This is a genomic window from Allorhizobium sp. GW101-3B10, from assembly GCF_059424725.1.
The window spans coordinates 3,395,061-3,417,462 of the sequence record NZ_JBWKZR010000001.1 but is presented as its reverse complement, the minus strand read 5'-3'; the positions used below and the strand labels follow the sequence as shown (position 1 = coordinate 3,417,462).

Genomic DNA, 22,402 nt, shown 5'->3' with positions numbered 1-22,402 from the left:
GTCTATGCGTATCTTGCTTGTGGATGACAACAGCACCAACCTGAAGCTTCTGACGAAACTCGTCGGCAAGCTGGAGAGTTGCGAGGCGCTCGGTTTTGCGAGCCCCGACGCGGTTCTGTCGGCCTTGCCGGATCTCGATTTCGACATCGCGATCATCGACTACCAGATGCCCGTCTACAACGGCGTCGAGCTGTTCACCGAGATCGTGCGTTTCGAGAAATATGCCCAGGTGCCGGTGATCTTCGTCACCGCCGACCAGGATATGACGACGCGCATGGCGGCGCTCAATGCCGGCGCCATCGACTTCCTGACGAAGCCGATCAATCCCGTCGAATTCCAGGCGCGCGTGCAGAACATCGTGTCGCTCGCCCGCGCCCGTCGCCAGCTGGCCGACCAGGCCGAGTGGTTGCGCCGCGAGGTGGACCGGGCGGTCGGCGAGCTGCGCCTGCGCGAGCAGGAGATCATCCATCGCCTGACGCTTGCCGCCGGCTACAAGGATCCGGAAACCTCGCGCCACACGCTGCGCGTGGCCGCCTATTCCGAGGCGATCGCCCTCGAACTCGGTCTTCCCGAACAGCTCTGCAACGACATCCGCCTGGCCGCGCCGATGCACGACATCGGCAAGGTGGCGATGCCGGATACCGTGCTGCTGAAGCAGGGGCGCCTGACCGAGGCCGAGTACCGGCAGATGCAGGCCCATGCGCAGATCGGTAGCGACATCCTTGCCCGCTCGCATTCCTCGCTGCTGCAGCTTGCATCCGAAATTGCCGCCAGCCACCACGAGCGCTGGGACGGCCAGGGCTACCCGAACCGGCTGGCCGGCGGGGCCATCCCGATTTCCGGCCGCGTGGTGTGCATCGCCGACAACTTCGACGCCCTGACGACCGAGCGGCCCTACAAACCGGCCTGGTCGTTCGATCGCACGGTGGAGCATATCCTTGGCCGCTCGGGCACCCAGTTCGATCCCGACTGCGTCGCCGCCTTCGAGCGCGCGCTGCCGAAGATCAGGTCGATCATGGAAAACGACCGGCGCGAACAGCTTGAGGAAGCGGAAAAGACACTTGCGGCTCTTTCCGGCAAGGTCGCCTAGAGCCAGGAAACGCTCCAAAGGCAGGTTTGACCCGCATCGGGAACATGCTATCTGCGGGGTCGAGACCCATGCCCCGGAGGTTCTGTCATGCGCTCGATCACCATCCGCCGCCCCGATGACTGGCACCTGCATCTGCGCGACGGCGCGATGCTCAAAGGCGTGATCGGCGACACCAGCCGGCATTTTGCTCGCGCCATCATCATGCCGAACCTCGTGCCGCCGGTCGTCACGACGGCGGATGCACTGGCCTATCGCGAGCGCATCATGGCCGCGCTGCCGAAGGGCGATCGCTTCGAGCCGCTGATGACCCTCTACCTCACCGAGGATACCAACCCCGATGACGTGGAAGAGGGTGCGAAGAGCGGCCTGATCACTGCCGTGAAGCTCTATCCCGCCGGCGCCACCACCAATTCCCACGGCGGCGTGCGCGACATGGCAAAGGCCATGCCCGTGCTGGAGCGCATGGCGAAGATCGGGCTGCCGCTCTGCGTACATGGCGAGGTGACCACGCCCGAGGTCGACATTTTCGACCGCGAGAAGGTCTTCATCGACACCGTGCTCGATCCGTTGCGCCGCAGTCTCCCGGACTTGAAGGTGACGATGGAACACGTGACCACGTCGGACGGCATCGACTATATCCGCTCGGCCGAGCGCAACATTGCCGGCTCGATCACTACCCACCATCTGATCATCAACCGCAACGCCATCCTCGTCGGCGGCATCAAGCCGCACTACTACTGCCTGCCGGTCGCCAAGCGCGAGAGCCATCGCCTGGCGCTGCGGGCTGCTGCGACCTCGGGCGATCGCCGCTTCTTCCTCGGCACCGATTCCGCCCCGCATGTCGATCCGCTCAAGGAATGCGCCTGCGGCTGCGCCGGCATCTATACCTCGATCAACACGATGAGCTGCCTCGCCCACGTGTTCGAACAGGAAGGCGCCCTGGACAAGCTCGAAGCCTTTGCCTCGCTGAATGGTCCGGCCTGGTACGGCCTTGCGCCGAACGACGAGACCGTCACGCTGGTCCGGCGCGATGCGGCCGTCAGCTTCCCGGCCAAGATCGAAACGGGAGCCGGCCCCGTGACCGTCTTCGATCCGATGTTCCCGCTGCACTGGGACGTCGAGTAGGGGCGTCGACGCCAAGGTTCAGCCCCATCGGCCATTCCTGCACCCATCCGCAGCGCGGGTTGTCGGGGCGTGGCGCATGGCTTAGAAGACTGTGCATTCTGGCGTCTTCAATCGGGGTAGGATTTCATGGGCTTTCAGGAAGCGATTCAGGCCGTTCTGTCAAAATACGCCACTTTCACCGGTCGCGCGGCGCGCCCCGAGTTCTGGTGGTTCATGTTGTTCATCTTTGTCGTCAACGTGGGCACGAGCATCATCGATGGAATGCTGTTTGACGGGCAGGTGCTGAATACCGTCGCCATGCTGGCCATGATCGTTCCACAGCTTGCCGTCGGCGCACGTCGCCTGCACGACATTGATCGTTCCGGTTGGTGGTTGCTGCTGGCGCTCGTCCCGGTCGTCGGCTGGATCGTCCTCATCTATTTCAACGTCCAGCCCGGCCAGCCCGGCGAAAACCGCTTCGGTCCGCAGCCGGTGGCGTGACACATTCCGCTCGAGCTCGGGTGCACGCTCCAGATCCATCGGGACGCCCGAGCCGAAGAGGCCCGAGCATCCCTGAATGGGCTACAGATTGACGTTCATCAGCTGCGGCCAGAGGCCGGTAATACCGACGATGATCAGGTAGATCGCGATCACGTAGTTCAGCAGGCGCGGCATGACGAGGATGAGGATGCCGGCGACCAGCGCGATCAGCGGTTGAAGGGCGATAGCGTTCATTTTCGTTCTTCCTGTCTCAGTTTGTCTCGGGATTGGTTGGGGTATTGGCGGCCATGCGTGCCTTGTCGAAGGCGGCCCGCAGCGCCTGTTCCTTGCTGGTGTCGAGATTGGTGCGGATGATGCTGCCGCCATGGCCGCTCAGCCGGTCGATGACCTTGTCCGAGGCAGCACGGTCGGCGAGGATGAACAGGGCGGCCTGCCCGGGCTGAAGCACGCCCGCGACGTCCTTCATGAAGTTGTCGTTGATCCCGTAATCCGTCAGCGCGCCGGCCAGCGCACCGGCGCCGGCACCGGCGGCAACGCCGACCAGCGGATTGAGGAACAGCATGCCGGCCAGCAGGCCCCAGAAGGCCCCTCCGCTGGCGCCGATGCTCCACATCGACACCATCTGATTGAGCCGGATCTGACCCTTGTCGTCGGCTTCCGCGACGACGGCGTCCTTCACTTCGACAAGATATTCCTTTGCCAGCTGGAAAAGAGTCGCGCGGGCTTCTTCCGCCTTCTGGCTGTTGGGGTAGCCGACTACGATGAGTTCCGACATTGAGGCCTCCTGTTGTTTCCGGCATGCTGTCCTGCGAACATGACAAACATGTGGTCGATGCTGTCTGCCGGAAGGGATCGGAGATTCAATCTAGTCCACCTTTGCGCCGTTGTCTCAATCTGCGCCGACCCGCGCGCAATTTGTCGCTGGCGCGTGCCGATCGTCGACGGGACCGTCCCCCGTGTTTCAACACGACCAGCCCGGCCAGCCGGGCGAAACCACCGTGTCGGCCCGCAATCGGTGGCGTGATCCGCGCAGGAGAGGCTCGACCGGCTGAAACGCCGGCCGAACCGATCCGTCTTTCGGCATTCAGGGCTGGGCTGCATTCCGGCCATGGCCCATTCCCATGCCTTTTCCCTGGCCCATACCCTGTCCCTGCCCGCCGCCGCAGCGCTCGAAAGCCGGCAGGTGCTTGTTTTCCGAGGCGTCCCGCAGGGCGGCGAACACGACCTGGACATCCGCATAGTCCTGAACGGCAGGCATCAGCCTCTTGTCGTAGAGGTCGCGGTTGGCGACTTCCGCATTGACACCGATCTTGCAGGCGGCGGCGAGCGTTTCGGGGACAAGGGCGGCAATCTCTGCGGAGCCCAGATGAGGGTTGGTCGTCTTTCGCTCCAGCCCGTAGTTCTCCAGCAGTGCGTTCAGTTCGGATGCATGCGTCTGCTCGGCGCGGATGATGTTGCGGAACGGCCGGACGTCGCCGAATTTCGTCATGACGGCGGCATAGAAGGCTTCCGCCCGGTGCTCGTCATCCAGCGCCGCTTCGATGGCGGCGCGTGCGCCGTCGGCGAGCGTGGCTGCCTCGGCGGCAATGCCGATTGTCGTCGCTGCGATCAGGCCTGCCGCGATGATCGAGAGGGTCGTTCTGGACATCCTTGTCTCCTTCAGTGTCTTGTTGATTGCAGGATTTGTGTGATCAGTGGCCGTGCCCGCTTCGCCGCACAGGCCGACCGTGCGACCGATTGCGGCTTCGGCGGCCGAAGAGCGACATGAGCCAGATAAAAGATCTGCGAAACATGAATTTCCCCCGCACTTGTCTGACTGCCGAGGACAGCCGCCTCGGCCCAGGATCTCTGCTCTGGCTGTCGAGTTATTTATATATTGAAAATGATATCTATCTGATGGACGGCAGATTAATTCGCGGTAATCCGAACACGATGTGTGCTCGGTGATGGCTGCGCCGAGTCCGATTTTCGACCGCGGTCCGAACACCCGAAGGTCGCGCGGAAAATGGCAAGGGCGGCATGAAACGCTGCCTTTTCGATGCCGAATGTCTGGAAACCGGCACATCTTGCTGCTAAGCCGCGTGGCAGGGGCGCGCCTGAGTTCTGGCGTCGTCTCGACAGCACCGGACGATCGACCCCAGGCAACGCGAACACGAGGAACCGCCATGACCACCACGACCTTTCCCGAGCCGGCCGTCATGGCGGAACTGATGGCGAAGATGCTGTGGGAGATCAAGGCGGTGCATTTTTCCGCCGACAAGCCCTACAAGCTGTCCTCCGGCATGATGAGCCCGGTCTATATCGACTGCCGCAAGCTGATCTCCTATCCGCGCATCCGTTCGGCGATCATGGATTTTGCCGCCGCCACCGTGATGCGCAATGCCGGCTTCGAACAGTTCGACGTCGTCGCCGGCGGCGAAACGGCCGGCATCCCGTTCGCCGCCTTCCTCGCCGAGCGCCTCGGCCTGCCGATGATCTACGTGCGCAAGGCCCCGAAGGGCCACGGCCGCAACGCCCAGATCGAGGGCCATATGCCGGAAGGGGCGCGGGTGCTGGTGATCGAAGACCTGACGACGGCCGGCGGCAGCATGTTCAAGTTCATCGATGCGATCCGCGCCGCCGGCGGCACGGTCGACCACGGTGTCGCGCTGTTCTACTACGACATCTTCCCCGAGGCCGGGGAGCGCTTCACCAACGGCAATGTCAGGCTGCATCACATCGCCACCTGGCGCAACGTGCTGGCCGTCGCTCGCGAGCGCAAGCTGTTCGACGACAAGACGCTCTCCGAGGTGGAAGCCTTCCTCGATGCGCCGCTTGCCTGGTCGGGCCGCAATGGCGGGGTCGCGTCGCTCGGCTGAGGCGGGGCTGGCCTTTTCGTGCTGAATGGATTAAATCGATTGAAATCCATTCAGACAGTGAAGCTTATCGGGAGGACGGTCGGATGATCTTGTGTTGCGGGGAAGCATTGATCGACATGCTGCCGCGGGAGACGACGCTCGGCGAGCGCGCGTTTGCCCCTTATGCAGGCGGGGCTATCTTCAATACAGCGATCGCGCTCGGCAGGCTCGGCATTCCGACCGGCTTCTTCACCGGTCTTTCCGACGACATGATGGGTGACATCCTGCGCGAGACCCTGGCGTCGAGCGGCGTCGACGCGAGCTTCTGCGCAACCGCGTCGCGGCCGACGACCATCGCCTTCGTCAAGCTGGTCAACGGCCAGGCGAGCTATGCCTTCTATGACGAGAACACTGCGGGCCGGATGATTTCGCCAAGTGATCTGCCGGTTCTGGGAGCGGATTGCGAGGCTTTGCATTTCGGCGCGATCAGCCTCATTCCCGAACCCTGCGGCTCGACCTACGAGGCACTGATGGCGCGCGAGCATCACGCCCGCGTCATCTCGCTCGACCCCAATATCCGCCCCGGCTTCATCAAGGACAAGGCCGCGCACATGGCGCGGATCAACCGTATGGCCGCCATGTCCGACATCCTCAAATTCTCCGACGAGGACCTTGAATGGTTCGGCCTGTCCGGCAGCCATGACGATCTTGCCCGGCACTGGCTGGATATGGGCGCAAAGCTCGTGGTCATCACGCGCGGCGCCGACGGCGCGACCGGCTATACTGACCGTTTCAAGGTCCCGGTCCCGAGCCAGCGTGTTCAGGTGGTCGACACGGTCGGCGCGGGCGATACTTTCGATGCGGGCATTCTGGCATCGCTGAAGCGCCAGGACCTGCTGACCAAGGCCCGGGTCGCGGCGCTCGATGAGGCCGCCGTGCGTTCCGCCCTGGAGCTCGGCGCCCGGGCGGCAGCGGTGACGGTGTCACGCGCCGGCGCCAACCCGCCGTTCGCCCATGAGATCGGCTTCTGAAATCGCACCCGCCCGGCCGCCGGCGGTTCAGGCTTCCGGTTGGTATTCGAGGATGTCGCCCGGCTGGCAGCCGAGCGCCTCGCAGATCCGTTCCAGCGTGTCAAAGCGTACGCCTTTGACCTTTCCGGATTTCAACAGCGAGATGTTCTGCTCGGTGATTCCGACGATCTCCGACAGTTCCTTCGATCGCATTTTTCGTTTGGCCAGCATTACATCCAGATTGACGATGATCGGCATGCGCTAGACGAAGCTCCGGTTGTCGGCTTCGATCCCGACCGCGATCACCATGATGTGGCCGAGAACGAATAGCAGCCCGGCCAGGATGAACAATCCGATGTTTGTGCTGGAAATGCCTATGGAGAGCATCTTCTGTCCCGGAGGATTGTCATAGGTGGCCACCAATATCGCAAGCGTGTGCGATAGCAAACTCGAAATGCCTCCGATCAGGGCAAGGTAGCCGGTGCGGCGCAGAAGCACACCGCTTCTCTCCGAGAATATGTCGCCCTTCTCGAAATGGTCGAACATCGCCCAGAGCGTCCAGATGCCGGCGGCAATTAACATGCTGTTCGCGACAGCGAGAGCGGCAAGCCCGCCAAGGGCCCTTGTGCTCAGGGTAAGCGGGAGCGTCCCGGAAAGCGGATAGCGGGCGATCAGGACCTTCAGCCCTTCGATGTCGAACGCGACCATCCAGGCAAGATAGGCAAGAGCGGCGGCAAAACCGGCCGCAGCCAGGGCTATCAGCAGTTTCATCTTCCGGCTCAGGGACCTGATGCGGGTGAGTGGGGTTTGTGTCATCGAAAAAATCTCTTATCGAGGGGATTGTAAAAATTATTGTATTACAATAATTAAATCTCGTCAATCATTGTGAGGTATCTTCATGAAGAACGCTTTCGTCAGCCTCGTCCTGATTGCTTCGGCCCTTGCCGGGCTGCCGTCCTGTGTGTCGAGCAGCATATCCAGCGCTGCCAAGTTGGCTGCGCTCTCACCACTCGATGCCAATCCGGCGGAATTTCGCGTCGCGCTTTTTGCGCCAGCTGCTTTGCGGTTGAAGACGGGCGATGTTCGCCTCGGGTTTGGTTGGGCAGAAACGGGAACGCTCGCCAGCGCCAAGGTATTTGATCTGGAGATAGTCTCAGGAAATGCAGCAGCTTTGCAGTCATTGCCGCCTCCGCGCCTCAGCCAGCAAGCCATGATGCTCAGTCTCGGCGCTCGCGAAGTTGAATCCGTCCTGAAATTCCAGCAAGCCGTTCGCGAGGCAAGAAAGCTCGGCCGCAATGGCAGCGGCAACCTTTCCGTCAGTCTAGCCGGTGGATGCTGGACTGAGCCGTTTCCGGCCGAAGGGCAGCCATTGCCCTTGGATATCTGGCTGCAGGCAAGCGCAGGCAGCGAATATCTGCCGGTCATTCGCGGCATCGATTTGCGGACCATCCTGAAACAAGCCGGCCTCAAATCGGTGCCGCAGTGCGTGAACGCGCCTTAGGCCTCAACCTTGCGCTGCGGTGAGCAGAGCCTTGATGAGCCCGGCGGTCGAGCTGTCATGGCCGGTGGCTGTGACCTTGCCCTCGACGACCGGCAGGAGCCCGGTCGCCAGTTCCTTGCCGAGTTCCACGCCCCACTGGTCGAAGGAGTTGATGCGGAAGATCACCCCTTCGACAAAGACGCGGTGCTCGTAGAGCGCGATCAGTCGGCCGAGCGCATGGGGCGTGAGCTGGTCGTAGACAAAGGTGATCGAGGGGCGGTTGCCGGAAAACACGCGGTGCGGCGCGAGGAAGTCGGCTTCCTCGTCGGGAACACCCTTGGCGGTCAGCTGCGACTTCGCCTCGGCAAGCGTGCGGCCCTTCATCAGCGCTTCGGACTGCGCCAGGCAATTGGCGATCAGCAGTTCGTGCTGGTGCCTGAGGTCCGGCTCGAAGCCGCGCGCGGCGATCAGGAACTCGGCCGGGATGACGCTCGTACCCTGGTGGATCAGCTGGTAGAAGGCGTGCTGGCCATTGGTGCCGGGCTCGCCCCAGACGACCGGGCCGGAGGCACCCTGGACGGGCTTGCCGTCGATGGTGACGCTCTTGCCATTCGATTCCATGTCGAGCTGCTGCAGATAGGCGGGGAAGCGCGACAGCCTCTGGTCATAGGGCAGGATGGCGCGCGTCTGGTAGCCGAGCACGTTGCGGTGGTAGACGCCGAGCGCGCCGAGCAGCATAGGCAGGTTCTGCCCGAACGGCGCGCTACGGAAATGCTGGTCCATCGCATGGCCGCCGTCGAGGAAGCGCCCGAAGTCCTCTTCGCCGATGGCGATCATCAGCGGCAGGCCGATCGCCGACCAGATCGAATAGCGCCCGCCGACCCAGTCCCAGAAGCCGAACACCCGCTCGGCATCGATGCCGAAGGCGGCGACCTTGTCGAGCGCGGTCGATACCGCGGCGAAGTGCTTGCCGACCGCCGCTTCGCCGAGCTTTTCGGCGACGAACCGGCGGGCCGTCTGCGCATTGGTCATGGTTTCGATCGTCGTGAACGTCTTCGAGGCGACGACGAACAGCGTCGTCTCGGCGGCAAGCGTCTTCAGCGTGTCGCTGATGTGGGCGCCGTCGATATTGGAGACGAAATGCAGGCGCGGACCGTCATGGAACGGGGCGAGCGCCAGTGTCGTCATCACCGGTCCGAGGTCGGAGCCGCCGATGCCGATATTGACGACATCGGTGATTGGCTTGCCGGTCGCGCCGGCGAGCGCGCCCGAGCGGATCCCTTCGGCAAAGCGGCCCATGGCGGCGAGAACCGCATTGACGTCGGGCATCACGTCTCGGCCGTCCACCATGACCGGCGTGTTGGACCTGTTGCGCAAGGCGGTGTGGAGCACTGCTCGCCCTTCGGTGAAATTGATCGGCGCGCCGGAGAACATCGCGTCGCGCTTGTCAGCGACTCCCGCTGCGACGCAGAGCTCCTCGAGCAGGGCCATGATCTCCCCGTTCACCGCGCATTTGGAATAGTCCATCAGCAGGTCGTCCAGCGTAGCGCTGAAACGGGCGAAGCGCTCGGCGTCGGCGGCAAAGGCGGCGCGCAGATCCTCGGCACGGGTGGCCGCGGCGGTGCTCGTGAGTTTGTCGATGATAGCCTGCATTTTAGTGTCCCTGATTTGGCGGAGATGGGGGCGACACTATTCCGGGCGATGCCGCCGATCAAGCGCACGAAAACGCCCGGATTGCGCAAGGCAAATCCGGGCGTCGGATATGGAGCGGCCAGACTCGACCTTTACTTGGCCGGTTCGCTGTCGCGCAGCTCGCGCCGCAGGATCTTGCCGACATTCGACTTCGGCAGTTCGCTGCGGAATTCGATGAAGCGCGGACGCTTGTAGTTGGTCAGGTTGGCGGCACAATGGGCCTTGAGGTCGGCCTCGGTGAGGGCCGGGTCCTTCTTGACGACGAAGATCTTTACCGCCTCGCCGGAATGCGCATCCGGAACCCCGATCGCTGCGCATTCGAGTACGCCCGGATGCATGGCCGCGACTTCTTCGATCTCGTTCGGATAGACGTTGAATCCGGAGACGAGGATCATGTCCTTCTTGCGGTCGACGATCTTGACGTATCCGCCCTCGTTCATCATGCCCATGTCGCCGGAGCGGAAGAAACCGTCGTCGGTCATGACCTTGGCGGTTTCTTCCGGGCGCTGCCAGTAGCCGGCCATGACCTGGGGTCCGCGAATGCAGATTTCGCCGACTTCGCCGATCGGCAGCGTGGCGCCCTCCTCGTCGCGGATCTCGATGTCGGTCGAGGGCAGGGGCAGACCGATCATGCCGCTGAATTCGGTACTGTCGAGGCGGTTGACGGTGGCAACCGGTGAGGTCTCCGAAAGGCCGTAGCCTTCGGTGATCGGGCAACCGGTCATCTGGTACCAGCGTTCCGCCACCGGCCGCTGTACGGCCATGCCGCCGCCGAGCACCAGCAGGAGCGAGGAAAAGTCGAGGTTCTTGAAATCCGGATTGTTCATCAGCGCGTTGAACAACGTGTTGAGGCCCGGGAAGATATGCGCCTTGTGGTTCTGCAGTTCCTTGACGAAGGCGGGAATGTCGCGCGGATTGGCGATCAGCACATTGTGGCTGCCGGTGGCTATGCCCATCAGCGAATTCACGGTGAGCGCGAAGATATGATAGAGCGGCAGGGCGCAGATGAAGGTCATGACCTCCGGCCGACCCTTGATCGCAAATGCCGCCTCGAGCCAGATGGCGATCTGCTGCTTGTTGGCGAGCAGGTTGGCATGGGTCAGCGTCGCGCCCTTGGAAACGCCCGTGGTGCCGCCGGTATATTGGAGGAACGCCACGTCGCTCGCCACCACGTCAACCGGCTTCAGCGTCTGGCGGGCGCCCTCGGAGAGAACGGTCTTGAAGCTGGTGTGGCCGGGGATCGACCAGGCCGGAACGAGCTTCTTCACCTTGCGCACGACGAAATTGACGATATGGCCCTTCAGGCCCAGCATGTCGCCCATGGTGGCGACGATGACATGCTTGATCGGCGTATTGGGCAGGACCTGCTGCACCGTGCCGGCGAAATTCTCCAGCACGATGATTGCCTTGGCGCCGGCATCCTTCAACTGGTGCTGCAGCTCGCGGGGGGTGTAGAGCGGATTGACGTTGACGACCGTGAAGCCTGCCCGGAGGATGCCGTACACAGCGACCGGATTCTGCAGGATGTTCGGCGTCATGACGGCGACGCGGTCACCCTTGACGAGCCCCTTGGCCTGAAGCCAGGCGCCGACCTTGCGCGACTGGACCTCCAGTTCGCGGAAGGTCATGCCGCGGCCCATGCTCGAAAATGCCAGGCGGTCGGCATAGGTGGCGCAACTGCTCTCGAACAGACTGCCCAGCGACGGGTGGGCATGGGGCGCGATCTCCGCGGGCACCGCCGGCGGATATGAATCGAGCCAAATTTTCTCCGATGCCCGGCCACTGAGGCGGCTCGTTGCGTCCGTCATGTATTCCCCTCCCGACGTCCATTGTGCCATGTCTGCCGTGTGCGGCGGACCTGCGATCCTCCCAGATGCTTTAGCGAGCTTATGCGTTTGGCAGTCCGGTTCAAGTCCCTAGCTCTATATAACCTTGACGTAAGCGTCAATAATCCACCGGCCACCATCCAAGGCTTTGACGGAACTCACCGTGGCAAAGCAAAGAGCCGAGGCAACGTCACCGATCGGGTCTGGCGAAGGGTTGCCACGCTTTCTGCCCGTGGGAACTTTCTCGCCGCCGCGACCGTTTCGCCTTCATCGCCACACTGGAACAGGAGGGTGCATCATGCATCAGAATACGCAAGCGGCCGATCGTGATCCCTATGTCAAGGACACGGCGTCCCTCATCGCCAGCGACAAGGTCGACGGCACCGCCGTCTACGGTGCTGATGGGGAGCGGATCGGCTCGATCAAGCGCATCATTCTCGAAAAGCGCGGTGGCCGCGTGGCCTATGCCGTGCTCAGCTTCGGTGGCTTCCTCGGCATCGGCGACGACTACTACCCGCTGCCCTGGGAAAAGCTCACCTATGATGAGTCGCTTGACGGCTATCGTATCGACCTCACCAAGGAGCAGATCGAGCGCGCGCCGCGTCTGAAGGACGATGATCGAGATTGGTATCGCGACAACGGCCGCAACGTTTACGACTTCTACGGCGTGCCGCCCTACTGGATCTGATCGATTCCACAATGACATAGGAAGGCTCCGCTTCGGCAGAGCCTTTCCTTGTTGGCCGGCTCTCGGCTAAATCTCTCCCCTTTGCCGTCCGCCCGGATTGGCCTGCGGATGCTCTTGGTTTTCATTTTGCGATGCGGTAAGTATCTTGGCTAAATCAATATTTCTAATTAACGGCATAGAAGTCGGCATTCGTTCTTCTTCCTCAATTCTCCGCTTTCACTGTAAATCGGACCAGGTTTGAACGGATACACCTTCGGCCGATCGAGCCAAATGGAGTTTGGGCGTGCGCATTGCAATTATCGGTACGGGTTATGTCGGACTGGTTTCGGGTGTCTGCCTGTCGGATTTCGGCCACGACGTCGTATGCATCGACAAGGCGGCTGAAAAGATCGCCCAGCTCAACCGCGGCGAGGTGCCGATCTTCGAGCCGGGCCTCGATGATCTCATCCACAAGAACGTCGCGGCCGGGCGCCTGCGGTTTACCACGGACATTGCCGAGCCGGTCGCCAATGCCGATGTGGTGTTTCTCGCGGTCGGCACGCCCTCGCGCAAGAGCGACGGTCATGCCGACCTGACCTATGTCTTCGCCGCGGCACGCGAAGTGGCCGCTGCTGTGCGCGGCTTTACCGTGATTGTCACCAAGTCGACCGTGCCGGTCGGTACTGGCGATCAACTGGAACGCATCATCCGCGAGGCCAATCCGGATGCCGACGTGGCCGTCGTCTCCAACCCGGAATTCCTGCGCGAAGGTGCTGCCATCGACGACTTCATGGCGCCGGACCGCGTCGTGGTCGGCATGAACGACGATCGGGCCCGCTCCATCATGGCGGAGGTCTATGGTGCCCTCGACCCGGTGCGCCATCCGGTCCTCTTCACCTCGCGCCGGACCGCGGAACTCACCAAATATGCCGCCAACGCCTTCCTGGCGCTGAAGCTTGCCTATATCAACGAGATCGCCGATCTCTGCGAGCAGGTCGGCGCCAATGTGCAGGACGTGTCCCGCGGCATGGGCCTGGACAGCCGCATCGGGCTCAAGTTCCTCAACGCCGGTCCGGGTTACGGCGGCTCCTGCTTTCCCAAGGATACGCTGGCGCTGGTCAAGACCGCGCAGGATCACAACAGCCCGATCCGCCTGATCGAGACGATCGTCGGCATCAACGAGACCCGCAAGCGCGCCATGGCCCGCAAGGTCGAGCGCGCCCTCGGTGGCGAACTGCGCGGCAAGACGATCGGCATCCTCGGCCTGACCTTCAAGCCGGACACCGACGACATCCGTGAATCGCCGGCCTTGTCGATTGTCCAGGCGTTGCTCGACAAGGGCGCCTCGCTGAAGGCGCACGATCCGGAAGGCATGCCGGCCGCCCGCCATGTCATGCCGGAGCTTTCCTACCACGACGACGTCGATGCGGTTGCCGACGGCGCCGATGCGCTGGTCATCATCACCGAATGGAAGCAGTTCCGCTCCCTCGATCTGCCCCGCCTGAAGGGCATGATGAGGCAGCCGGTTCTTGTCGACCTGCGCAACATCTACACGCCGTCCGAGGCGCGCAGGCATGGTTTCGTCTACGAAAGCGTCGGCCGCGCGGAGTAATACGTCTCCGCCGATCGGCTGATGATAAAGTCGGCGCCGCCCCCGTGGGCGGCGTTGTCGTTTGTCGCAAGGCGCCGCTTACCCGGCCCATCGCGCCTCTGCGAGGCATGTTTAATTTCTGTGCAGATTCAATTCGGCATATTTTCTAGGCAATGCCCGCTTGCCAAGCATTTTGCGCTGCGGCATTTATAGGACATGATGCACTCTGACCTCACTGTCCTCGTGATCGATGAGAACGCCATCCGCGCTTCCATTATCGAGGAAGGCCTGCGGGAGGCGGGGCACCTGCGCGTCACGGTCGTGCATGAAGTCAACGGCATCGCCCGGATCATCGAGAACCTCAAGCCCGACGTCATCATCATCGATCTGGAAAACCCGAACCGCGACATGATGGAACACCTGTTCCAGCTGACCCGTACCGTCGGCCGGCCGATCGCCATGTTCGTCGACCGCTCGGACACGGCCTCGATCGAGGCCGCCGTCGATGCGGGCGTCTCGGCCTACATCGTCGACGGCCTGAAGAAGGAACGGGTCAAGCCGATCCTCGACATGGCGGTGAGCCGTTTTAATGCCTTCAGCCGCCTGCAGCGCGAACTGGCCGATGCCAGGAGCGCGCTGGAAGACCGCAAGGTGATCGAACGGGCCAAGGGCATCCTGATGAAGATGCGTGGGCTCTCCGAGGAGGAGGCCTTTGGACTGCTGCGCCAGACGGCGATGAACGAGAAGAAGAAGCTGTCCGACATCGCCCAGAGCGTGGTGACGGCGGCGGGATTGCTGATGTGATGGAGACCCTGACACAGGTCGATATCCGGAGAAGCCGGGATGAATGACATGACGCGACTGAGCGATAGCGAGACGAGCGTGCCCCTGCCGGCGATCGGCACCGGAAGCGGCGCGAAGGTGCTGCGCGCCGGCTTCATCCCGCTGATGGATGCCTCGGTGCTGATCGTCGCGGCCGAACTTGATTTCGCCCGCAAGGAAGGCCTGACCCTCGATCTGGTGCGCGATGTCTCCTGGGCCAATGTCCGCGACCGGCTGGCCTTCCGTCAGTTCGACATCGCCCATATGCTTTCGCCCATGCCGGTCGCCTCCATGCTGGGCCTGGGCTCCAATCCATCGCCGACCATCACGCCTTTCTCTCTGGGCCGTGGCGGCAATGCCATTACCCTGTCGCTCCGGCTATTCGAGCGCATGCAGGCGCTGACCGGTCTCGACGAGGCGGCGTCGGCGCTCGACAGCGCCCGTGCTCTGGCCTCGGTCTTGTCGGACATGCGTGCCAGGGGCGAACAGCCGCCGACGCTTGGCATGACCTATCCATTTTCCTCTCACAATTACGAGTTCCGCTATTGGCTGGCCGCCGGCGGTATCGATCCGGACCGCGACGTCAAGCTGGTTGTCGTGCCGCCGCCGCTCACGTCCGATGCGCTGGCCGCCGGCGCGATCGACGGCTTCTGCGTCGGCGCACCGTGGAACATGGTGGCGTCCGAGCGCGGCGTTGGCCGCATCGTTGCTGCCAAGCAGGACATCTGGCCTTCGGCGCCGGAGAAGGTGATCGGCATGCGCCCCGATTGGGCCGAGGCCAACCCCGAGACGGTGTCGCGCCTGATCGTTGCGCTCGATGCGGCGGCGCGCTGGTGCGACGACGGCACGAACCACGACACGCTCGCCGCGCTGCTGGCCGAACCGCGCTACATCGCCGCCCCGGTCGGCATCATCCGGCGCGTCCTGGCCGGCGAGTTCAGCCTGGACGCCAAGGGCAATCTGCGCACGATCCCCGACTACTTCGTCTTCCATCGCGATCACGCCAATTATCCCCGCCCCAGCCAGGCGCTCTGGATCTACAGCCAGATGATCCGTTGGGGGCAAGCGGATTTCAGCGAGGGCGGGGCAAGGACGGCGGCCGCCGCCTACCGGCCGGATCTTTATCGGGCCGCCCTCGGCACAGCGAACGGACCGGCGGATGCGGATGTGCGGGTGGAGGGCGTCGCCCCCGGCGATCGTTTCATGGACGATCACATCTTCGACCCGGACCGCATTGCCGCCTATGTCGCCGCCTTCCCGGTACGGGCCCAGGGCTCCTCGATCGGCGACGACGAGGACGCCTGACGGCGAGCGCAGTGCACAATTCGCCAGCGTCTTTGCGGCCGTCCAGAGAGCAGTCGCACAATTGTTCGGCAGTGCCTTCTTTGGGGCAGGTGCCGGTCCCAAACGGTCCGGTGAATATTTCTCCAGTGGAAACATTGCGTTACGCGCGAAGCGAAAAACTGGCACGCCGATTGCTTGGGTAGTTACGCACCGGTCAATGGCGACCGGACGCAGATGAGCGCCTAGTGCGCATTCACATCCGACACCGACGTCGCAAGGTTTTTGCTGTCCGGGGCTCCTCCTCCCCCGCTGACGCATCCACCGAGCGGCGTTTTTTTCGTTTTCCGGCTCTCCGTCTCCAGCAAAGGGAACAGCACATGACGAAGACTACAGGAATGGGCATCAGCCGCCGCAGCATTCTCAAGACCTCCGCTGCCGCCGCCGTGATCGGCGCCGCGCGCACGCTTCTGCCATCGGGCGCCTTTGCCGCCGGTGCCGGCCCAGAGGTTGCCGGGCTGAAGCTCGGCTTCATCGCGTTGACCGATGCCGCACCGCTGATCATCGCCAAGGAAAAGGGCCTGTTCGACAAGTACGGGCTGACCGAGGTCGAGGTCCTCAAGCAGGCATCCTGGGGTGCGACCCGCGACAATCTCGTGCTCGGTGGTGCTTCCAACGGCATCGACGGCGCCCATATTCTGACCCCGATGCCCTACCTGATCTCGACCGGCAAGGTGACGCAGAACAATGTGCCGGTGCCGATGTCGATCGTCGCCCGCCTCAATCTCGACAGTCAGGGCATTTCGGTCGCCAAGGAATATGCGGAAACGGGCGTGCAGCTCGACGCCTCCAAGCTCAAGGAGGCCTTTGCCGCCAAGAAGGCGGCCGGCAACGAGATCAAGGTCGCCATGACCTTCCCCGGCGGCACCCACGACCTGTGGATCCGCTACTGGCTCGCCGCCGGCGGCATCGACCCGGACAAGGACGTCTCCACCATCGTCGTGCCGCCGCCGCAGATGGTCGCCAACATGAAGGTCGGCAACATGGACGCCTTCTGCGTCGGCGAGCCGTGGAACGAGCAGTTGGTGAACCAGGGCATCGGCTTCACCGCCTGCACGACCGGGGAACTGTGGAAGGGCCATCCGGAAAAGGCGCTGGGGCTTCGCTCCGACTGGATCGAGAAGAACCCGAACGCCGCCAAGGCGCTGATGATGGCCGTCATCGAGGCCCAGATCTGGGCCGACAGCATGGACAACAAGGAGGAGATGGCGGCGATCCTCGGCAAGCGGCAATGGTTCAACGTGCCGCCGAAGGATGTGCTCGGCCGTCTCAAGGGCGACATCAACTACGGCAATGGCCGGGTCGAGGAGAAGACCGGCCTGGAGATGAAGTTCTTCAAGGATCACGCTTCCTATCCGTTCAAGAGCCACGACACCTGGTTCCTGACCGAGAACATCCGCTGGGGCAAGTTCGCCCCCGATACCGACATCAAGGCGCTGGTCGACAAGGTCAACCGCGAGGACATCTGGCGCGCCGCCGCCGCGGATCTGGGGCTTGCAGCCGCCGACATCCCGACCTCCACCTCGCGCGGCGTCGAAACCTTCTTCGATGGCAAGGTCTTCGATCCGGAAAACCCGAAGGCCTATCTCGACAGCCTGACGATCAAGGCCGGCGCGTGATTTCCCTTCTCCCCAGCGGGGAGAAGGTGGCCCGGTAGGGCCGGATGAGGGGGAGCGAAGCTCACGCGATGTTGTGCCCTTGGCCCCCTCATCGCCCCGCATCCGCTCGGCACTTCTCCCCGCTGGGGAGAAGAGGAAATGAACGGATCCGCTCGCAGCCCCAGACAAAGACCGATGACTGTAACCGTTAAGGACCAGACCATGACCGCAACTGCCCGCAAGACCGAGGTACCGATCCCCACACTGACGACCGGGGGCGGCACCGTCGTGCAGATGGTGAAACGCCCGGCTCGCAAGCTCGATTTGAGCCGCATTGGCGCAGGCATGGCCCGCAACGTCGTGCCGCCGCTCGTGGTCGCCGCGCTCCTGCTGGCGCTCTGGCAGCTGACCTGTTCGCAGCCCGGCTCGAGCCTCCCGCCGCCATCGCAGGTCTGGATCGATAGCTTTGACCTGATCGCCTACCCCTTCTTCAACTACGGTTCGCAGGACATCGGCCTGGCTTGGCGCGTGCTCGTCTCGCTGGAACGCGTGGCAATCGGCTTCGGACTTGCGGCTATCGTCGGCGTCCTGCTCGGCGCCGTCGTCGGCCAGTCGGTCTGGGCGCTGCGCGGTCTCGATCCGATCTTCCAGATCTTGCGCACTGTGCCGCCGCTCGCCTGGCTGCCGCTGTCGCTCGCGGCCTTCCAGGACAGCAATCCCTCGGCGATCTTCGTCATCTTCATCACGTCGATCTGGCCGGTGATCATCAACACCGCCGTCGGCGTGCGCAACATTCCCGACGACTACCGCAACATCGCCCGCGTGCTGCGCCTCAACCCGCTGGAATTCTTCGTTCGCATCATGGTGCCCGCCGCAGCGCCTTACATCTTCACCGGCCTGCGCATCGGCGTCGGCCTGTCCTGGCTCGCCATCGTCGCGGCCGAAATGCTGACCGGCGGCGTCGGCATCGGCTTCTTCATCTGGGATGCGTGGAACTCGTCGCGCCTCTCCGACATCATCGTGGCGCTCGCCTATATCGGCGTGACCGGCTTCGTCCTCGACAAGCTGGTCGCCCTCTTGGGCGGCGTCGTCACCCGCGGCACAGCGGCTAACTGAGGAGACGACACCCATGAACGCCTATCTCAAGATCGACCATATCGACAAGAACTTCGAACGCGCCGGCACGAAGACCGAAGTGCTGAAGGATGTGACGCTGACCATCGCCAAGGGCGAGTTTGTCTCGATCATCGGCCATTCCGGCTGCGGCAAGTCCACCCTGCTCAACCTGATTGCCGGTCTGACGAGGGTCTCCTCCGGTGCCGTCCTGCTTGAAAACATCGAGGTCAACGCACCCGGCCCGGAACGCGCGGTCGTCTTCCAGAACCACTCGCTGCTGCCCTGGTTGACCGTCTACGAAAACGTCAATCTCGCCGTCAACAAGGTGTTTGCCGGCCGCAAGTCCAAGGCCGAGAAGCATGAATGGGTCATGCGCAATCTGGATCTCGTGCAGATGGCACACGCCAGGGACAAGCGCCCGGCAGAGATCTCCGGCGGCATGAAGCAGCGCGTCGGCATCGCTCGCGCCTTGGCCATGGAGCCAAAAATCCTGCTGCTCGACGAGCCCTTCGGCGCGCTCGATGCCCTGACCCGCGCCCATCTGCAGGATGCGGTGATGGAAATCCACGCCCGCCTCGGCAATACCATGATCATGATCACCCATGACGTGGACGAGGCGGTGCTGCTCTCCGATCGCATCGTCATGATGACCAACGGCCCCGCCGCCAGAATCGGCGAAGTGCTGGACGTTCCGATCCCGCGGCCGCGCGACCGCATCGCGCTCGCCTCCGACCGCACCTATCTCAAATCCCGCGAAGCCGTGCTGAAGTTCCTCTACGAACGTCACCGCTTCGTCGAAGCCGCGGAGTAAGAACCATGGCAGAAAAACTCGTCATCATCGGCAACGGCATGGCCCCCGGCCGCATGCTGGAGGAACTGTTCGAAAAGGCCCCCGGCCTCTACGACGTGACGATCTTCAACGCCGAACCGCGCGTCAACTATGACCGCATCATGCTCTCGCCGGTCCTTTCGGGCGAAAAGACCTACGAGCAGATCGTCATCCACGGCGACGGCTGGTATGTCGACCACGGCATCATGCTCTACAAGGGCCACAGGATCGTCGCGATCGACCGCGAGAAGAAGACCGTCACCTCCGATCACGGCGTGACGGAGAGCTATGACAAGCTGGTGATCGCGACGGGCTCCGTGCCCTTCATCATTCCCGTCCCGGGCAATGACTTGGCTGGGGTCATCACCTATCGCGACCTCGACGATGTGCAGGCCATGCTTCTGGCCGCCCAGTCCCGCGACAGGGCGGTGGTCATCGGCGGTGGCCTGCTCGGTCTCGAAGCCGCCGCCGGCCTTGCCCAGCGCGGCATGGACGTGACGGTGCTGCACGTCATGCCGACCCTGATGGAGCGCCAGCTCGATCCGGCCGCCGGCTACCTGCTGCAGAAGGCCGTGGAGGAGCGCGGCATCAAGGTGATCTGCAAGGCCAACACCAAGGCGATCGTCGGCGACGGCAGGGTCGAGGGCGTCGAACTCGACGACGGCCGGATCATCCCGGCGACGCTGGTGGTGATGGCCGTCGGCATCCGCCCGAATGTCGGGCTCGCCCGCGATGCGGGTCTCGCCGTCAACCGCGGCATCGTCGTCGATGCCGGCATGCAGACTTCCGACGGAGACATCCTGGCGCTCGGCGAATGCGCCGAAGTTGGCGGCATGGTCTACGGCCTCGTCGCCCCGCTCTACGAAATGGCACGGATCGCCGCATCGCATCTCTCCGGCGACCGCACACCCGCCTTCGTCCATTCCGACACGCCGACCAAGCTCAAGGTCACCGGCATCGAGCTCTATTCGCTCGGCGATTTCGCCGACGGCGACGACCGCCAGGAAATCGTGCTGCGCGATGCGACGGCCGGCGTCTACAAGCGCCTCGTCATCAGGGACAACCGCATCATCGGCACGGTGCTCTATGGTGAAACCGCCGACGGCGCCTGGTTCAACGACCTGAAGAAGAAGGGCACCGACATCTCCGCGATGCGCGACACCCTGATCTTCGGCCAGGCCTATCAGGGGGGCAGCCCGCTGGACCCTATGGCGGCCGTTGCAGCCTTGCCGGATGATGCGGAAATCTGCGGCTGCAACGGCGTCTGCAAGGGCAAGATCACCGGCGCGATCACGGCCAAGGGCCTGACCTCGCTCGATGACGTCCGCGCCCACACCAAGGCGTCTGCCTCCTGTGGCAGCTGCACCGGGCTGGTCGAGCAGCTGATGGCGTTGACGCTCGGCGACAAGTACAATCCCGCCGCGGTTACGCCCATGTGTACCTGCACCGAGCTTGGCCATGACGACGTACGCCGCCTGATCAAGGCCAAGGGGCTGAAGACCATCCCGGCGGTGATGCAGGAACTGGAGTGGAAGACCTCCTGCGGCTGCGCCAAATGCCGCCCGGCGCTGAACTACTACCTCGTCTGCGACTGGCCGGACGAATATGCCGACGACTACCAGTCGCGCTACATCAACGAGCGGGTGCACGCCAACATCCAGAAGGACGGCACCTATTCGGTCGTGCCGCGCATGTGGGGCGGCGTGACCAACGCGGCCGAACTGCGCGCCATCGCCGACGTGGTCGACAAGTTCGAGATCCCGATGGTGAAGGTCACGGGCGGCCAGCGCATCGACCTGCTCGGCATCGAGAAGGAGGATCTGCCCGCCGTCTGGGCTGATCTCGGCAAGGCCGGCTTCGTCTCCGGCCAGGCCTATGCCAAGGGCCTGCGCACCGTGAAGACCTGCGTCGGCTCCGACTGGTGCCGCTTCGGCACGCAGGACTCGACGGGGCTCGGCATCCGCATCGAGAAGTTCATGTGGGGCTCCTGGACCCCGGCCAAGCTGAAGCTCGCCGTCTCGGGATGTCCGCGCAACTGCGCCGAGGCGACCTGCAAGGACATCGGCGTCATCTGCGTGGACTCAGGCTTCGAGATCCACTTCGCCGGCGCCGCCGGCCTCGACATCAAGGGCACGGAGGTGCTCGGCCTGGTCAAGACCGAGGACGAGGCGCTCGAACACATCGTCGCGCTCACCCAGATGTATCGCGAACAGGCCCGCTATCTCGAGCGCATTTACAAATGGGCGAAACGCATCGGCCTGGACGAGATCCGCCGGCAGATCATGACCGACGCGGAAAAGCGCAAGGCCTACTACGAGCGCTTCGTCTTCTCCCAGAAATTCGCCCAGGTCGACCCGTGGTCGGAGCGTGTTTCCGGCAAGGACAAGCACGAATTCAAGCCCCTGGCGACCGTCGGTTATTCGGCGGCGGCGGAATGACTCCTTCTCCCCGCCTGCGGGGAGAAGGTGCCCGAAGGGCGGATGAGGGGCCGTGCAGCATTGCCCCTCACCCTGGCCTTCTCCCCGCAAGCGGGGTGAGGGGAAGAGACAACAAGGAAACGAAACCCATGAACTGGATCACCATCGGCCATATCGACGAAATCCCGTTGCGCGGCGCGCGCTGCGTCAAGACGCCTGAGGGCAAGATCGCCGTGTTCCGCACGGCCGAAAACGAGGTCTTCGCCATCGAGGACCACTGCCCGCACAAGGGCGGGCCGCTCAGCCAAGGCATCGTCCACGGCAAGGCCGTAACCTGCCCCCTGCACAACTGGGTGATCTCGCTTGAAACCGGCCGCGCGCTCGGTGCCGACGAGGGCGAGGTGAGGACAATCCCGGTGCGCAACGAGGGCGGCCACCTGTCGATCGCACTGGAAAGCCTGATGATGGCGGCGGAGTAGGC

The 22,402-nt window shown here is 63.4% G+C and carries 22 protein-coding genes; 15 read left to right on the top strand and 7 right to left on the bottom strand.

Going from position 1 to position 22,402, the window contains the following annotated elements; translation table 11 throughout:
• Positions 1–4 precede the first annotated feature (4 nt).
• The 3 genes from AC07Y0_RS16955 (at position 5) to AC07Y0_RS16945 (ending at position 2,695) form a co-directional block, all read left to right on the top strand.
• The gene (locus tag AC07Y0_RS16955) at positions 5–1,090 is read left to right on the top strand and encodes an HD-GYP domain-containing protein (protein WP_498678894.1); all 1,086 of its coding nucleotides are present in this window, start codon (positions 5–7) and stop codon (positions 1,088–1,090) included.
• An 87-nt stretch (positions 1,091–1,177) separates the two neighbouring features.
• A complete protein-coding gene (gene pyrC / locus AC07Y0_RS16950) occupies positions 1,178–2,215 on the top strand; it encodes a dihydroorotase (RefSeq protein WP_498678893.1) in 1,038 nt (345 codons plus the stop codon).
• Positions 2,216–2,341: 126 nt separating this feature from the next.
• The gene (locus AC07Y0_RS16945) at positions 2,342–2,695 is read left to right on the top strand and encodes a DUF805 domain-containing protein (protein ID WP_498678892.1); all 354 of its coding nucleotides are present in this window, start codon (positions 2,342–2,344) and stop codon (positions 2,693–2,695) included.
• An 81-nt stretch (positions 2,696–2,776) separates the two neighbouring features.
• Here the strand turns inward: AC07Y0_RS16945 and AC07Y0_RS16940 are convergent, their stop codons facing one another.
• The 3 genes from AC07Y0_RS16940 to AC07Y0_RS16930 form a co-directional block, all read right to left on the bottom strand.
• Positions 2,777–2,929: a DUF3096 domain-containing protein gene (locus AC07Y0_RS16940; protein ID WP_498678891.1), complete on the bottom strand. Its 153-nt coding sequence runs from the start codon at positions 2,927–2,929 to the stop codon at positions 2,777–2,779.
• Positions 2,930–2,945: 16 nt separating this feature from the next.
• Positions 2,946–3,470 (bottom strand): DUF1269 domain-containing protein, encoded by a 525-nt coding sequence (locus tag AC07Y0_RS16935; RefSeq protein WP_498678890.1) that lies wholly within the window; start codon positions 3,468–3,470, stop codon positions 2,946–2,948.
• A gap of 309 nt (positions 3,471–3,779) precedes the next feature.
• Complete coding sequence (locus tag AC07Y0_RS16930; RefSeq protein WP_498678889.1) at positions 3,780–4,343, bottom strand: ferritin-like domain-containing protein; 564 nt, start codon at positions 4,341–4,343, stop codon at positions 3,780–3,782.
• Between the two features lie 517 nt (positions 4,344–4,860).
• On the opposite strand from AC07Y0_RS16930, the gene AC07Y0_RS16925 reads away from it, so the two are divergent.
• Together AC07Y0_RS16925 and AC07Y0_RS16920 are read left to right on the top strand one after the other, a co-directional pair.
• Complete coding sequence (locus AC07Y0_RS16925) at positions 4,861–5,553, top strand: orotate phosphoribosyltransferase (protein ID WP_498678888.1); 693 nt, start codon at positions 4,861–4,863, stop codon at positions 5,551–5,553.
• Between the two features lie 83 nt (positions 5,554–5,636).
• Complete coding sequence (locus tag AC07Y0_RS16920; protein ID WP_498678887.1) at positions 5,637–6,563, top strand: carbohydrate kinase family protein; 927 nt, start codon at positions 5,637–5,639, stop codon at positions 6,561–6,563.
• Between the two features lie 27 nt (positions 6,564–6,590).
• On the opposite strand, the gene AC07Y0_RS16915 is transcribed toward AC07Y0_RS16920, so the two are convergent.
• Together AC07Y0_RS16915 and AC07Y0_RS16910 are read right to left on the bottom strand one after the other, a co-directional pair.
• Positions 6,591–6,800, bottom strand: a complete 210-nt coding sequence (locus tag AC07Y0_RS16915) for a helix-turn-helix domain-containing protein (protein WP_498678886.1) — start codon at positions 6,798–6,800, stop codon at positions 6,591–6,593.
• A gap of 3 nt (positions 6,801–6,803) precedes the next feature.
• On the bottom strand, positions 6,804–7,313 hold the full coding sequence (locus tag AC07Y0_RS16910; RefSeq protein ID WP_498678885.1) for a DUF2975 domain-containing protein: 510 nt from the start codon (positions 7,311–7,313) through the stop codon (positions 6,804–6,806).
• Positions 7,314–7,440: 127 nt separating this feature from the next.
• Here AC07Y0_RS16910 and AC07Y0_RS16905 point away from each other — a divergent pair, with 127 nt between their 5' ends.
• Complete coding sequence (locus AC07Y0_RS16905; protein WP_498678884.1) at positions 7,441–8,043, top strand: hypothetical protein; 603 nt, start codon at positions 7,441–7,443, stop codon at positions 8,041–8,043.
• Between the two features lie 3 nt (positions 8,044–8,046).
• On the opposite strand, the gene pgi is transcribed toward AC07Y0_RS16905, so the two are convergent.
• Both pgi and AC07Y0_RS16895 read right to left on the bottom strand, forming a co-directional pair.
• On the bottom strand, positions 8,047–9,675 hold the full coding sequence (gene pgi, locus AC07Y0_RS16900) for a glucose-6-phosphate isomerase (RefSeq protein ID WP_498678883.1): 1,629 nt from the start codon (positions 9,673–9,675) through the stop codon (positions 8,047–8,049).
• A gap of 131 nt (positions 9,676–9,806) precedes the next feature.
• The gene (locus tag AC07Y0_RS16895) at positions 9,807–11,522 is read right to left on the bottom strand and encodes a long-chain fatty acid--CoA ligase (protein WP_498678882.1); all 1,716 of its coding nucleotides are present in this window, start codon (positions 11,520–11,522) and stop codon (positions 9,807–9,809) included.
• 316 nt (positions 11,523–11,838) lie between these two features.
• Between AC07Y0_RS16895 and AC07Y0_RS16890 the strand changes: the two genes are divergently transcribed.
• The 9 genes from AC07Y0_RS16890 to nirD all read left to right on the top strand — a co-directional run bounded on the left by AC07Y0_RS16890 (position 11,839) and on the right by nirD (position 22,400).
• Complete coding sequence (locus AC07Y0_RS16890) at positions 11,839–12,228, top strand: PRC-barrel domain-containing protein (RefSeq protein WP_498678881.1); 390 nt, start codon at positions 11,839–11,841, stop codon at positions 12,226–12,228.
• Between the two features lie 283 nt (positions 12,229–12,511).
• Entirely contained in the window at positions 12,512–13,819 is a 1,308-nt protein-coding gene (locus AC07Y0_RS16885; protein WP_498678880.1) for a UDP-glucose dehydrogenase family protein, read from the top strand.
• 195 nt (positions 13,820–14,014) lie between these two features.
• A complete protein-coding gene (locus AC07Y0_RS16880; protein ID WP_498678879.1) occupies positions 14,015–14,602 on the top strand; it encodes an ANTAR domain-containing response regulator in 588 nt (195 codons plus the stop codon).
• Positions 14,603–14,641: 39 nt separating this feature from the next.
• The gene (locus tag AC07Y0_RS16875) at positions 14,642–15,925 is read left to right on the top strand and encodes a CmpA/NrtA family ABC transporter substrate-binding protein (protein ID WP_498678878.1); all 1,284 of its coding nucleotides are present in this window, start codon (positions 14,642–14,644) and stop codon (positions 15,923–15,925) included.
• Between the two features lie 356 nt (positions 15,926–16,281).
• Complete coding sequence (locus tag AC07Y0_RS16870) at positions 16,282–17,580, top strand: CmpA/NrtA family ABC transporter substrate-binding protein (protein ID WP_498678877.1); 1,299 nt, start codon at positions 16,282–16,284, stop codon at positions 17,578–17,580.
• Between the two features lie 201 nt (positions 17,581–17,781).
• Positions 17,782–18,675: a nitrate ABC transporter permease gene (gene ntrB, locus AC07Y0_RS16865; RefSeq protein ID WP_498678876.1), complete on the top strand. Its 894-nt coding sequence runs from the start codon at positions 17,782–17,784 to the stop codon at positions 18,673–18,675.
• A 13-nt stretch (positions 18,676–18,688) separates the two neighbouring features.
• Positions 18,689–19,486, top strand: coding sequence for an ABC transporter ATP-binding protein (locus AC07Y0_RS16860; RefSeq protein WP_498678875.1), 798 nt, complete (start codon positions 18,689–18,691; stop codon positions 19,484–19,486).
• Between the two features lie 5 nt (positions 19,487–19,491).
• Positions 19,492–21,942, top strand: a complete 2,451-nt coding sequence (gene nirB, locus AC07Y0_RS16855) for a nitrite reductase large subunit NirB (RefSeq protein WP_498678874.1) — start codon at positions 19,492–19,494, stop codon at positions 21,940–21,942.
• A gap of 128 nt (positions 21,943–22,070) precedes the next feature.
• The gene (gene nirD / locus AC07Y0_RS16850; RefSeq protein WP_454744354.1) at positions 22,071–22,400 is read left to right on the top strand and encodes a nitrite reductase small subunit NirD; all 330 of its coding nucleotides are present in this window, start codon (positions 22,071–22,073) and stop codon (positions 22,398–22,400) included.
• Positions 22,401–22,402 lie beyond the last annotated feature (2 nt).

Bases quoted from the DNA above. Each gene is read 5' to 3' on its own strand.
- AC07Y0_RS16955 (WP_498678894.1), top strand. From the start codon at position 5: ATGCGTATCTTGCTTGTGGATGACAACAGCACCAACCTGAAGCTTCTG.
- pyrC (WP_498678893.1), top strand. From the start codon at position 1,178: ATGCGCTCGATCACCATCCGCCGCCCCGATGACTGGCACCTGCATCTG.
- AC07Y0_RS16945 (WP_498678892.1), top strand. From the start codon at position 2,342: ATGGGCTTTCAGGAAGCGATTCAGGCCGTTCTGTCAAAATACGCCACT.
- AC07Y0_RS16940 (WP_498678891.1), bottom strand. From the start codon at position 2,929: ATGAACGCTATCGCCCTTCAACCGCTGATCGCGCTGGTCGCCGGCATC.
- AC07Y0_RS16935 (WP_498678890.1), bottom strand. From the start codon at position 3,470: ATGTCGGAACTCATCGTAGTCGGCTACCCCAACAGCCAGAAGGCGGAA.
- AC07Y0_RS16930 (WP_498678889.1), bottom strand. From the start codon at position 4,343: ATGTCCAGAACGACCCTCTCGATCATCGCGGCAGGCCTGATCGCAGCG.
- AC07Y0_RS16925 (WP_498678888.1), top strand. From the start codon at position 4,861: ATGACCACCACGACCTTTCCCGAGCCGGCCGTCATGGCGGAACTGATG.
- AC07Y0_RS16920 (WP_498678887.1), top strand. From the start codon at position 5,637: ATGATCTTGTGTTGCGGGGAAGCATTGATCGACATGCTGCCGCGGGAG.
- AC07Y0_RS16915 (WP_498678886.1), bottom strand. From the start codon at position 6,800: ATGCCGATCATCGTCAATCTGGATGTAATGCTGGCCAAACGAAAAATG.
- AC07Y0_RS16910 (WP_498678885.1), bottom strand. From the start codon at position 7,313: ATGAAACTGCTGATAGCCCTGGCTGCGGCCGGTTTTGCCGCCGCTCTT.
- AC07Y0_RS16905 (WP_498678884.1), top strand. From the start codon at position 7,441: ATGAAGAACGCTTTCGTCAGCCTCGTCCTGATTGCTTCGGCCCTTGCC.
- pgi (WP_498678883.1), bottom strand. From the start codon at position 9,675: ATGCAGGCTATCATCGACAAACTCACGAGCACCGCCGCGGCCACCCGT.
- AC07Y0_RS16895 (WP_498678882.1), bottom strand. From the start codon at position 11,522: ATGACGGACGCAACGAGCCGCCTCAGTGGCCGGGCATCGGAGAAAATT.
- AC07Y0_RS16890 (WP_498678881.1), top strand. From the start codon at position 11,839: ATGCATCAGAATACGCAAGCGGCCGATCGTGATCCCTATGTCAAGGAC.
- AC07Y0_RS16880 (WP_498678879.1), top strand. From the start codon at position 14,015: ATGATGCACTCTGACCTCACTGTCCTCGTGATCGATGAGAACGCCATC.
- AC07Y0_RS16875 (WP_498678878.1), top strand. From the start codon at position 14,642: ATGAATGACATGACGCGACTGAGCGATAGCGAGACGAGCGTGCCCCTG.
- AC07Y0_RS16870 (WP_498678877.1), top strand. From the start codon at position 16,282: ATGACGAAGACTACAGGAATGGGCATCAGCCGCCGCAGCATTCTCAAG.
- ntrB (WP_498678876.1), top strand. From the start codon at position 17,782: ATGACCGCAACTGCCCGCAAGACCGAGGTACCGATCCCCACACTGACG.
- AC07Y0_RS16860 (WP_498678875.1), top strand. From the start codon at position 18,689: ATGAACGCCTATCTCAAGATCGACCATATCGACAAGAACTTCGAACGC.
- nirB (WP_498678874.1), top strand. From the start codon at position 19,492: ATGGCAGAAAAACTCGTCATCATCGGCAACGGCATGGCCCCCGGCCGC.
- nirD (WP_454744354.1), top strand. From the start codon at position 22,071: ATGAACTGGATCACCATCGGCCATATCGACGAAATCCCGTTGCGCGGC.